The sequence below is a fragment of the Flavobacterium quisquiliarum genome (assembly GCF_019308285.1).
In the GTDB taxonomy this organism is placed as follows: Bacteria; Bacteroidota; Bacteroidia; order Flavobacteriales; family Flavobacteriaceae; genus Flavobacterium; species Flavobacterium quisquiliarum.
The window spans coordinates 593,880-605,807 of record NZ_WWEM01000031.1 but is presented as its reverse complement, the minus strand read 5'-3'; the positions used below and the strand labels follow the sequence as shown (position 1 = coordinate 605,807).

The window sequence follows — 11,928 nt, the reverse complement described above, 5'->3', positions numbered from 1 at the left end:
AAACCACAAGCATTGTTTTTCCTTATGCAATTAAGAGCATTGATAAAGGGAGTGCAGATGTGATGGTTCAGAAGGCGAAAGGAGTGGAGAATATACTGCTGATAAAAGCAGCTAAGCAATATTTTTTCCAGACCAATTTAACGGTAGTAACGTCAGACGGTAAATTATACGTGTTTGTAATGAATTACGATGAAGACTGCCCCGACTTAAATATTAAAGCGGAGAATGTAGTGGCCGCATCCAGGGAAGTTCTGTTTTCTTTAGAAAACGAAAATCAGAAAAGAATCAAGCAGACTGCTTCGCTTGTTTTATCCAAAATGAAAAAGACAAGCGGTTTGACAAAATCAAAGTATCAAATCAGCCTGAATGTAAACGGCATCTTTATACAGCAGGACGTTTTATTTATACGTGTTGTCTTTCAAAACAAATCAAAGATTAACTACGATATTGATCAGTTTCGGTTTTTTATAAGGGACAGGAAAAAATCAAAACGTACAGCGTCGCAGGAAATAGAATTGCAGCCCTTGCATACAACTTCATCCTCTTCAGTAATTCCTTATCAATCTGCAATAATGAAGGTCTATGCGCTGGAGAAATTTACAATTCCTGAAAGTAAATATCTCACCCTTGAGATGATTGAGAAAAATGGAGGCAGGCAATTGGAAGTTGATATTGATAATAATAATCTGGCTGATAAGGTATTTCCGATTACGGAATTCAACCTTGATGCTTTTTAAGCTTAAAATGCATCATGATAATCAACTTAGCTGATACGGAAGTGTTGCTGTCATTTGTTGAAGAAATGGCTTTTAACGGGCATCGATTTGCTGCATTTAATACAGATGAGGTAACTGACACCTATACCATAGAATTTTTTAGAAAGACGTTGGATGCGCAGGAGTATTGTCTGGTAATGACTAATGATGCTAATTATTTTCAGAGCGTGGCAGTTGAATCGGTGATTGATGACTTGAAAGCAGTTATGGAGAGCGGAATTAACATATCCGAAAATGAAGCTTTTGATCTGACTGGATTTGCGAAACGATTCAGGCACAGAAAGGAATTATTAGAAAACAATTTAAATACAAACATAATGAATCAGAAAAATTTAGAATACCTGAAAGACCAGTTAAAATATACTGGATTTGGAGAAACGTTCGATGCTGAACTGAAAGAGAACATGATGAAAGGTGACAAGGATTTTAAAATTATGCACACCGGTATTATGAACAATGGCCTGCCAAATAAAGATACCTTGACCGTAGAATTAAATTTCAAAAAGTCAGAGCAGACAGATATGTATTTTTTTAATTCCTATCACGTGAATTTGCAGAAAGAGGAAAGCAAACCGGGACTGGAACAGACCTTTTATATTAACAAAGACAGCGCCAGCGTAACAATGAAAGAAGCCTATAATCTGATGGAGGGCAGGTCTGTCAATAAAGATCTTAAGACAAAGGAAGGAGAGAGCTATAATTGCTGGTTGAAAATGAACTTTAAAGAATCAGAGAACGGAAACTTTAAATTGAACCAGTACCATCAAAATTATGGATATAATCTGGAAGCCAGCCTTTCCAAACATTCTATCAAGGAACTCAATACACCGCAATATAAAGAAGATCTTTTGAATTCGCTTAAGAAGGGAAATCTTCAGTCAGTGACTTTTGCTGTTGGTGGTGCTGAAAGTAAAATGTATGTTGAGGCTAATCCCCAGTTCAAGACTGTAAATGTTTATGACGCAAATCTCCAGCGAATTAACCATCGCGAGAGCAAAGAAGAAAAAAAGGCCGAAACTCAAAAAGAATCAGTTTCAAAAGATCAAAAAAAAAATCTAGATTCTGAGCAGGGTGACTCAGGGAGTAAAGACAATAAAGTAAAGAAAAGAAAAACTCCCACACTTTAATAATTATGGAAAAGATAAAGCCTTTATCGGATTTTTTCACCGCAATAGAGAAAGACTACAGGATTAGTCCAATGCATATTGCCATTTATGCAGCTTTATTGCAGTTTAGATCAGTTAAGGGCTTTATTAATCCAATTTTTGTGTTCAGCTCTGAGATTATTGTTATAGCAAAAGTTTCATCAGCAAATACATATCATAAATGTGTTCAGGAACTTCATCAATATGGATATATAAAATACAAACCGTCTTTTAAAAAAAATCGTGGGAGTGAGGTGCATTTTCTGTTTTCAGTTGACGCAGATAATTAATAGTTAAAGGTTCAGCAATTAATAATTTATTAAATTATAATATGAATGACATGGTAACCAAGGAAGATCTGCGACAGTTTGGTCTTCTTTTATTAGATAAAATACAGGCTGTATTTAAAGAAAAGGATTCTGGTCACACAGAAAACATGGAACCTGATTGGCTTAGAAGCAAGTCTGTTAGAAAACTACTAGATATTTCTGCCGGCTCGGTGCAAAATCTTAGAACAAGCCAGAAAGTGCGTTTCAAAAAAGTCCTTGGCTCTTATTATTACAGCAGAGAAGATATTGAAAAGCTTTTTAAAGATGAATGAAATTAATAAGTCTGCAGAAAGTTGGATGATGAAATATTTGTTTGTTTATATGGAAGATTCCAGACTTAATATTTGGCATCTGGCCATTTTGACGGCTGTTTTAAGTTTAGGATATAGGCAAGGAGCTAAAAGAAGGATTAAAGTTAGCAGAAGAAAAATAATGGCATTGTCACATATAAATACAATACCAACTTATCATAAATATTTTAAACAGCTCCAATGTTTCGGTTATGTAAAATATATTCCTTCCTATCATCCAGGTATTAGAAGCGTGGTGCGATTAAGCAAAAAGGGGTTATCTCAGCAAATGTGAGATAACCTCTTTTTAATTTTACTAAAAGGTTAAAATATATCATGAACTTATGTTATATTTTTTTTTAATTAATTGGATTTCTTTTTCAAGTTTTTCAAGCGTGGTTAGATCTTTCAAAGAAATCTCAGTAGTCTGTGGATTGAGTATTTGATTTAACACAGACATTTCTCTTCCTATTGTTGCCTGCTCTGTTATGGCATACGCCTCTGTCTGCTTTACGGAGGAGTGTCCAAGCAGTTCTTTTACCACGTTAATAGGTACATTATTGTTTAAAGTTACCGTGCTTCCAAATGTGCGTCGAGCCATATGGGTGTTGAGAGTAAAAGGAAAACCGCATAATGTGGCAATCTCTTTGAGATATTCGTTCATTTTCTGATTGGAGGAAACCGGCAGCAGGGTACCTCGTTTGACATTCACTGGATGATTTCGGTATTTTTCGAGAATTTTAAGTGCATTGGGAAGCAACGGAATTTTTGCCGTAGAATTCGTTTTCTGCCTTTCTGATATAATCCATAGTTTGCCGTCAACGCCATCCTTTATATCGGCACTTGTAAGCTGGTAAGCGTCTATGTATGCCAGTCCGGTATAACATTGGAATACAAATATATCGCGTACAATACTCAGCCTCTCCGTTGTAAATTGATGCCTCTCCAGTCTTGCAAGTTCGTTTGCGGAAATGGGTTTCTTTACAATTTTAGTTTTTCTTCGTTTGAAATTTTTAAAAGGATCTTTCAAAATAATTTCCTGATCAAGAGCTCGGAGCACGATCTTTTTAAAGTTTGCAATGTATTTAAGAGTAGTGTTGTTTGCACAGTTTCTCACAGAGCGAAGATAAAACTCAAAATCATTTACAAACTGCAGGTCTAAGTCGCCGAATTCAAAATCATCGGTATTGTATTTAAGTTTTATAAAAGCGCTGAGATGATTTTTAGTGATTGAGAACCTCTCATAAGTGGCCTCTGTATACCCTTTGCCTATCAGTGCTTTTAACTCATCGTTGTGCTTGTTAAATTCTTCCAGTACTTTAGTTTTTGGAACAGTTCTTCCAAGCAGCTGATCCATAATTTTAATGGAGCTTATAGGTTTGCCGCTAAGAAGGATTTCGGTCTTGATGTCATGGATTTTCTTTGTAAGGGAATCCAGGAAAAAATTCAGGGATTTAGCATCCTCTTTTGTGCCGACTGCTCTTTCGTCCTGCTGGCTCCAGCGGTCGATGTCCCACTGTCTTCTGGTGGATGCTTCTTTCGGAACACCGTTTATGGTAATTCTGAAATAGACACTTCTAATTTTACTCTCATGGCGTGGCACTTTCAAAAAGAAAAGAAGCCCAAAGCTGTTCTCTAGCATAATTCAACTTATTAGATTAGTAAATGTAGAATTATAACGTGGTCTAAACAAGATGTAAACGTGCTTAACCCCTTTGTGTATAAGGGTTGGCGAGATATTTTGTGGCACAGCGCCCGCTTTGGAAACCTGTGCCACGATTCTGACACTAAAGTTCTGTGCGGTTTTGAAAATATTGAAAATGCACTTAAAAGACAAAACCCTGCTGATCTTAAGATCTGCAGGGTTTTCCGTGAATTTTAGCCTTTTTTGTAAACTTTGAAAAGTCTCTTTTTAAGCTTTCAGCGGAGAAAGAGGGATTCGAACCCCCGGACCTGTTACAGTCAACAGTTTTCAAGACTGCCGCATTCGACCGCTCTGCCATTTCTCCAGTATGTTGCTATCAGTGCCTGATTGCGGGTGCAAATATAAGACGGTTTTTCGGTTCTCAAAACTTTTTTTAGACTTTTTTTTGAAGATTTTTAAAATAATTTTCAAGTGTCTAATTATCAGTATTTCTGAAAAGGAGTTTTTTTTGAAGAATTATTCTAAATCGTCTAAAATTGGTGTTGGTTTTTTATTTTCATCAACTGCAACAAACGAAAAAGTTCCTGAAACGACTGTTTCGCGAAGCTCAGAATACATTTGCTCCATAAAAATATCAACATGAATTTTACAGCTTGTTCTTCCAACGCTGTCAACTTTTGCGACCAATTCGATTAAAGTTCCAGCTGGGATTGCTTTTTTAAAGTCAATTTGCCCTGTTGAAATTGTAACTACTTTTTTTCGGCTGAAACGTGTAGCACAGATAAAAGCTACTTCATCCATTAAATGAAGTGCGGTTCCTCCAAATAAAGTGTCGTAATGATTCGTTGTACTTGGAAAAACAGCTTTAAAAATTCGTGTTTCTGATTTTAAAATTCTTTCTTCTACTGTTCCCATATTAGTAATTAACGTATTCTGTAATTTCAAGTCCATAACCAATCATACCAACACGTTTGGTTTGTTCTGTATTTGAAACTAATCTAATCTTAGAAATATCAATATCGTGAAGGATTTGAGCTCCAATTCCGTAATCTTTGCTGTCAATAATTACTTTAGGAGCTTTTAATGTTCCTTGTGATTGAAGTGCTTTAAGCTCTGAAATTCGATTTAAAAGATTTACAGCTGTCATATCCTGATTAATGAAGATAACAGCGCCTTTTCCATTCTCATTAATTACTTTAAACATATCATCTAACTGCTGCTCAGCATTATTAGTTAAAGTTCCTAATAAATCATTATTAACCTGAGAAGAGTGGATTCTGGTCAAAATTGGTTCGCCAAGATTCCAAGTTCCTTTTGTTAAAGCAATATGAATTTGTTTGTTTGTTGTTTGTTCGTAAGCTCTTAATCTGAAAGTTCCAAAGCGAGTTTCAATATCAAAATCTTCTTTTTTAACGATTAAGCTGTCGTGCTGCATTCTATAGGCAACTAAATCCTCAATCGAAACTAATTTCAAATCGAATTTTTTAGCCACTTTTATCAATTCAGGCAAACGTGACATTGTTCCGTCTTCGTTAAGAATTTCGCAGATAACACCCGCTGGTTTAAATCCTGCCAAACGTGCAAAGTCGATAGCAGCTTCAGTGTGGCCTGTTCTTCTTAAAACACCGCCTTGTTTTGCAATTAAAGGGAAAATATGCCCAGGACGAGCTAAATCGTGTGGTTTTGTGTTTGGGTCGACTAAAGCTTCAACTGTTTTAGAACGATCTGCGGCAGAGATTCCAGTCGTCACTCCGTTTCCTTTTAAATCAACAGAAACTGTAAAAGCAGTTTCCATATGATCTGTATTATTGGTAACCATTGCACGAAGGTCTAGTTCTTTACAACGACTTTCAGTAAGTGGTGTACAAATTAAACCGCGTCCGTGCGTAGCCATAAAGTTAATCATTTCTGGAGTAATTTTTTCAGCAGCTGCTAAAAAGTCACCCTCGTTTTCGCGATCTTCATCATCGACTACAATGATTACTTTACCTTGACGAATATCTTCTATAGCTTCCTCAATGGTATTCAGTTGTATTTTTGTTGTTGACATAATTATTGTTGCTTTTGAGCTGGTAAAAACCGCTCGGAAATTTTCTGAAATAGTTGTGAAATCGGAGTTGTAATCGCATCAAAATTGATTAATCCGTTATCATTTGTTGCGCGATAAGTTAAAAGAATCGCCAATGGAGACAGTATGAATGAGGACATCCATGATCCCAAAAACGGAGACATACCGCCTTCTTGAGATAATCTTTTTCCAAAAGTATTAATAAAGTGGAAAGTAATAAAAATTAAAACGGCAAATACAATTGGAAGCCCAAGTCCGCCTTTTCTAATAATCGCTCCAAGTGGTGCTCCAATAAAAAACATTAAAAAACAAGCAAATGCAATTACAAACTTTTCGTATAATGCAGTTAAATGTTTATTGATTTCACGTTGTTTGTCTTTTAAATCTCTTTGAGTAGTTTCTATTGAGTAAATGTTACTGGTAACATTGCTTCCGGCCATTTTTAAAATATCTACCTTGTCTTTGTTGGAATACATGGACATCAGGTTGTTTGGCAGTTGTTTTTTCTTTGTTTTTGTCCCTGGAGGAGATGGATATTTTCTAATTCCAACACGCTGATTGATGTTTTCAGAAAAAGAAACAATTTCATTATCAATGTTTTTGTTTAATGAATCTAATGTATAACGCAGTTCGTTGACATTCAACATTGCATTTGTACCAGCAATACTTTCTTTACTGTCATCTACCTTGTTTAATTCGGATAAGTCAATATTGATAATCTGCTTTTTAAATTTTCCTTTTACAAAAGGCAGTTTTGCGCGATCTTCATATTTTTTTGGTGTAACATCCTGATAATAATAACCATCATTTAAAACGAGTTTTAAAATGCTCGATTTTTCACTGCTCACCAATTCTCCTGTTTTAGATTTAATAACGGTTTTATTTTCGCCCATATTATTAGGCTTTTCGTGAATGGTTACTTCTGTTAGCTTGTTCCCGTTTTCTCCAGATTTTTTTACAACTTTAATATTGTAAAATCCAACATCATTAAATTGTCCTTCAACAATCGCCATTGCCGGTTTGGCTTGGGCGATATTTTTTCGAAAGTTTACAAACTTGAATTCTGCATAGGGAATAACATTGTTTGCAAACCAAAACGCAACGATGCTTAAAACGAAAATAAAAATAATGAGTACTCGCATGGCTCTCTGAAGTGAGATTCCAGACGATTTCATGGCTGCAAACTCGTAATTTTCGGCTAAGTTTCCGAAAGTCATAATGGAAGCTAATAAAACCGATAAAGGAAGTACCAGCGGTATAATGCGTGGCATAGAAAAAAGCAGGAATTTCACGACTAATATTAAGTCGAGATCTTTACCTGCTAATTCTGATATAAATAGCCATACTGTTTGCAGTATGAATATGAAAAATAATATTACAAATACCGTGGTAAATGTAAGTAAGAATGTTTTTAATAAGTATTTGTCTAGAATTTTCAACCTTCTGATTAATCTAATTTATTAATGTAGTATTTCGGGTATTTACTCGCTACAAATGTAAATTGATTTTTTGATAATGGCTGATTGGTTTTAAAAGAATTAACGGTTAAAGTTGTTTTTGTTCCGTTTTTTCCAGTTTCAATCAAATTATAAATGTGTTTTGTCTGACTATCAATACCCAAAAGAATTTCTTTTCTCTGGTCTTTTCCGCTTGTAGGAACTAATTTGATGTATTGAATTTTTCTTCCTTTTACGTTTTGTACGATATCAATCGTGTATTTGTAACCAGAATTAAAGAAAGTAAGCATTTTAGATGGGGTAATCGCATTATCGTCTTTCTCATTTACTTTAGAGATAGTAACTTCTTCGTCTTCAGGAACAATAGTATAGGTTTTTTGACCGTCAAAAATTTTAGTCACGCCCATGAAATTCAAAACATATTGATTGCCTTTCATTGTAACGTTTCCTTTACTGTCTTGATTAATGTTTTCTTTAGCGTTATTCAAAGAATATTTAAAGTCAATAACAATATTGTCATAGCTTTTAATTTTTGAAGTTACTTCGTTCAATAAATCTTTGGCTTTTTTATCTTGAGCTTGAATAGAAGTGAAGCTCAAAAGCAAAATAACTGCTAATTGAAAACACTTTTTAGTCATGTTTGTGATAGAATTGTTGTTGATTTCTTGAATTTTTACTTTCATGATTGGGTTAATTTTGTTCATTATTAAAAAATTGATCAAGAGCACTTAAGTCTAAAATATTTACTGTTCTTGCTTTACTGCCTTCGAAAGGGCCAACAATTCCGGCTGCTTCCAGCTGATCGATTAAACGGCCAGCTCTGTTATAGCCTAGTTTTAATTTTCTTTGCAGTAATGAAGCAGAACCTTGCTGTGCATTGACAATAATCTCTGCAGCTTCTCTAAATAAGGTATCTCTTTCGGAAATATCTATATCAAGATTAATGCCACTTTCTTCCCCAACAAATTCTGGAAGCAAATAAGCTGTAGAGTATGCCTTTTGTGAACCAATAAAATCTGTAATTTTTTCAACTTCTGGTGTGTCAATAAAGGCGCACTGTACACGTACGACATCGTTTCCATTTGTATATAATAAATCTCCACGTCCAATAAGCTGATCGGCTCCTTGAGTGTCCAAAATAGTTCTTGAATCAATTTTTGAAGTTACTCTAAAAGCAATTCTGGCAGGGAAATTGGCTTTAATTAAACCTGTAATTACGTTAACAGAAGGTCGTTGTGTTGCAATAATCAAGTGAATTCCAATGGCACGGGCTAACTGCGCTAAACGAGCAATCGGAATTTCAACTTCTTTTCCAGCTGTCATAATTAAATCGGCGAACTCATCGACAACTAAAACAATATATGGTAAAAAGCGGTGGCCGGCTTCAGGATTTAATTTTCTTGATTTGAATTTTTCGTTGTATTCCTTAATATTACGAACCATCGCATCTTTTAGTAAAGAATAACGATTGTCCATTTCAGTACAAAGCGAATTTAAAGTATTGACAACTTTTGCATTGTCAGTAATAATAGCATCTTCCGTGTCGGGAAGTTTGGCTAAATAATGTCTTTCGATTTTATTAAAAAGTGTAAGCTCCACTTTTTTCGGATCGACTAAAACGAATTTTACTTCTGCTGGATGTTTTTTGTATAACAATGAAGTTAAAACTGCATTCAATCCAACAGATTTTCCTTGTCCTGTTGCTCCTGCCATCAATAAGTGGGGCATTTTGGCAAGATCGACAACAAAAGTTTCGTTTGAAATGGTTTTTCCTAAAGCAATTGGTAGTTCCATTTCGGCTTCTTGGAATTTAGCTGCTCCAATAACGCTTTTCATTGAAACCATGGTTGGGTTTTTGTTCGGAACCTCAATACCGATAGTACCTTTTCCAGGAATTGGCGCAATAATACGAATTCCTAATGCTGATAATGACAATGCAATATCATCTTCTAAACTCTTAATTTTTGAAATTCTAATTCCTGCTTCTGGAACAATTTCATACAAAGTAACCGATGGTCCAACGGTTGCTTTAATTTGAGCGATTTCAATTTTGTAGTTACGAAGTGTATCTACAATTTTGTTTTTATTTTCTTCTAATTCTTCTTGGTTGATCGTAATTCCACCAGTCGAATATTCTTTTAATAAATCGATCGTTGGGAATTTGTAATTGGATAAATCCAAAGTCGGATCAAATAATCCAAAATCGGCAACTAGTCGTGAAGCTAAGTTTTCTTCTATAATATCTTCTTCTTCCGCTTTTTCAATTACAAAAGCTTCGTCAGGAGAAACTAATGGTAGTTCTTGTTTTGGAGTAATTGGCTTTAAAATCGGATTTAGCTCAATTTCCGAAGAATGAGAAATAGTTGGTTTTAATGCTTCTTTGTTAAGTTCAAATTGCGTGTCAACTGTTTTGATGTGAATATCATCTATTTCAGGATCACTTTCAATTTCTTCTTTAATAGCAAATTCTTCTAAATTATAAGCGCTTTCAGGTTGGTTTACAGCTGGCTTTAAAGTGTCTAATTCTGATTTAAATTCTTTTTTAGTAGAATCAAAATACGATTGAATTTTTTCTGGAGATATTTTGATTTTGAAAATCAGATAAACGATTAGCCCAAAAAGCAGTGTAAGCAAAGTACCTGTTTTTCCAATATAATCCTGCAGAAATAAGTTTAATTCGTAACCAATTGTACCGCCTAATTCTGGTGCAGAAGTGGCAAAAAAACCAAATAAAATAGAAATAATAATAATGGCAAAAATATCCCAAAACCAAGTATTCTTTAATTTTTGGGTCGAAAGATCCAAGGCTAAAAACATTCCAGTTAGGAAAAATAAACGTACAAAAATGAAAGAAGCAAGTCCGAAACCTCTATAGATAATCAAGTCGGCTAAATAAGCTCCGAATTTTCCTAACCAGTTTTCTGCAACTTCTGTACGGTCACCAAGCTGGTTTACGACACTTTGATCGTTCTGCCATTGTCCATTTACATAAAAAGAAATAAATGCAACTAATAATGCTATAGAAAAAAGAACCAAAAGACAGCCTAAAACAAACTTTTGTTGTTTGGATATCTTAAAGGATCTTTTATTTCCTTCTTGTTTGTCGTTTTTTTTATCTACAGTTTCTTTTTTATTTTTTGCCATTCTTGCGTTTTCCTTTGCCTAAATAAATTTTGGAATATAAATAATCAAGCCTATTGCTATTGCAGTCATTGCGGCAAAAAATACCGCTCCGGCAGCAATATCTTTAATAAAACCGATTCGTTTGCTGTAATCAGGATGGATAAAATCGGCAATTTTTTCAACTGCCGTATTTAATCCTTCAATGCTTAAAACCAAACCGATGGCAAATGTCTGGCACAGCCATTCGGTTTGTGAAATGTGAAAATAGAACCCAGCGATGGTCATGATAATTCCCAATGAGAATTGCACCATGATACTGTGTTCTGTTTTAATCAATTTTACAGCTCCTTTAAATGCATAAGTCATGCTTTTTAAACGACCTGTAACAAAAGTATTGTCTTTTTGAAACTCCATTTAAGGGAAAATATTATAGTGCTGCTAAAGCTGCTTCGTAATTTGGTTCGTTTGCAATTTCGGCAACTTGCTCCGTGTGAACAACTTTTCCGTCAGCATCAACAACAATGATTGCTCGTGAGTGTAAACCTGCAAGAGGCCCGTCAATGATTTCTAGACCGTTTGCTTTACCAAAAGCACCAGTTTGAAAATCTGATAAGTTTACTACATTTTCTAAACCTTCAGCACCACAAAAACGTTTTTGAGCAAAAGGTAAATCTCTTGAAATACATAAAACAGTAGTATTTTCTAATCCGCTTGCACTTGCGTTGAAAGTTCTGACAGATGTTGCGCAAGTTCCAGTATCAACACTTGGGAAGATATTTAAAACTAATTTTTTACCTGCGAAAGTACTTAAAGAAGCAACTGATAAATCGTTTTGAACTAATTTGAAGTCAGCTAATTGTGATCCAACTGCTGGCAATTCGCCTGATGTATGAACTGGATTTCCTCCTAATGTGATAGATGCCATGATTTTTGTTTAAAATTAATGAGGTTCAAAAGTAAGGATTAATATTTGAATCTAAAAGTATTTGTTATGGGTTTAAGGAGAGATTAAGAAGCTAGATTTTTATTTAGGTTTGTGTATAAATTGGACGCGGATGACACAGATTCACTTCGTGAAGTCGCGGATTGATACGG

Annotated in this window: 13 protein-coding genes and 1 tRNA gene; 5 read left to right on the top strand and 9 right to left on the bottom strand. The window is 34.8% G+C overall.

What is annotated here, in order from left to right; all coding sequences use genetic code 11:
- From traN to GSY47_RS15010, 5 genes are all read left to right on the top strand, one after another.
- Positions 1-737, top strand: a 737-nt coding sequence (traN, locus tag GSY47_RS15030; protein ID WP_219071448.1) for a conjugative transposon protein TraN, incomplete at its 5' end; no start/stop codon positions are given.
- A gap of 14 nt (positions 738-751) precedes the next feature.
- A complete protein-coding gene (locus tag GSY47_RS15025) occupies positions 752-1,903 on the top strand; it encodes a hypothetical protein (RefSeq protein WP_219071447.1) in 1,152 nt (383 codons plus the stop codon).
- 5 nt (positions 1,904-1,908) lie between these two features.
- Positions 1,909-2,211: a hypothetical protein gene (locus GSY47_RS15020; protein ID WP_219071446.1), complete on the top strand. Its 303-nt coding sequence runs from the start codon at positions 1,909-1,911 to the stop codon at positions 2,209-2,211.
- A gap of 41 nt (positions 2,212-2,252) precedes the next feature.
- Positions 2,253-2,522, top strand: a complete 270-nt coding sequence (locus GSY47_RS15015) for a helix-turn-helix domain-containing protein (RefSeq protein WP_219071445.1) — start codon at positions 2,253-2,255, stop codon at positions 2,520-2,522.
- Positions 2,515-2,835 carry a hypothetical protein gene (locus GSY47_RS15010; protein ID WP_246611337.1) on the top strand — a complete coding sequence of 107 codons (321 nt, stop codon included), beginning with the start codon at positions 2,515-2,517 and terminating at the stop codon, positions 2,833-2,835. The genes GSY47_RS15015 and GSY47_RS15010 overlap by 8 nt, the downstream gene beginning before the upstream one ends.
- A gap of 39 nt (positions 2,836-2,874) precedes the next feature.
- Here GSY47_RS15010 and GSY47_RS15005 read toward each other — a convergent pair whose 3' ends face one another.
- The 9 genes from GSY47_RS15005 to tpx form a co-directional block, all read right to left on the bottom strand.
- The gene (locus tag GSY47_RS15005) at positions 2,875-4,182 is read right to left on the bottom strand and encodes a site-specific integrase (protein ID WP_219071444.1); all 1,308 of its coding nucleotides are present in this window, start codon (positions 4,180-4,182) and stop codon (positions 2,875-2,877) included.
- Between the two features lie 282 nt (positions 4,183-4,464).
- Positions 4,465-4,549: transfer RNA gene (locus GSY47_RS15000), tRNA-Ser, on the bottom strand.
- A gap of 152 nt (positions 4,550-4,701) precedes the next feature.
- Positions 4,702-5,100 carry an acyl-CoA thioesterase gene (locus GSY47_RS14995; RefSeq protein ID WP_012024176.1) on the bottom strand — a complete coding sequence of 133 codons (399 nt, stop codon included), beginning with the start codon at positions 5,098-5,100 and terminating at the stop codon, positions 4,702-4,704.
- Between the two features lies 1 nt (position 5,101).
- Complete coding sequence (gene ribB, locus GSY47_RS14990; protein WP_179006704.1) at positions 5,102-6,235, bottom strand: 3,4-dihydroxy-2-butanone-4-phosphate synthase; 1,134 nt, start codon at positions 6,233-6,235, stop codon at positions 5,102-5,104.
- A gap of 2 nt (positions 6,236-6,237) precedes the next feature.
- On the bottom strand, positions 6,238-7,692 hold the full coding sequence (locus GSY47_RS14985) for an LptF/LptG family permease (RefSeq protein ID WP_179006706.1): 1,455 nt from the start codon (positions 7,690-7,692) through the stop codon (positions 6,238-6,240).
- 8 nt (positions 7,693-7,700) lie between these two features.
- Entirely contained in the window at positions 7,701-8,393 is a 693-nt protein-coding gene (locus GSY47_RS14980; protein WP_246611336.1) for a LolA family protein, read from the bottom strand.
- Between the two features lie 7 nt (positions 8,394-8,400).
- Positions 8,401-10,854, bottom strand: a complete 2,454-nt coding sequence (locus GSY47_RS14975) for an FtsK/SpoIIIE family DNA translocase (protein ID WP_179006708.1) — start codon at positions 10,852-10,854, stop codon at positions 8,401-8,403.
- An 18-nt stretch (positions 10,855-10,872) separates the two neighbouring features.
- Positions 10,873-11,247, bottom strand: a complete 375-nt coding sequence (locus tag GSY47_RS14970) for a diacylglycerol kinase (RefSeq protein ID WP_109192327.1) — start codon at positions 11,245-11,247, stop codon at positions 10,873-10,875.
- Positions 11,248-11,260: 13 nt separating this feature from the next.
- Positions 11,261-11,758: a thiol peroxidase gene (tpx, locus tag GSY47_RS14965; protein WP_179006710.1), complete on the bottom strand. Its 498-nt coding sequence runs from the start codon at positions 11,756-11,758 to the stop codon at positions 11,261-11,263.
- Positions 11,759-11,928: the final 170 nt, after the last annotated feature.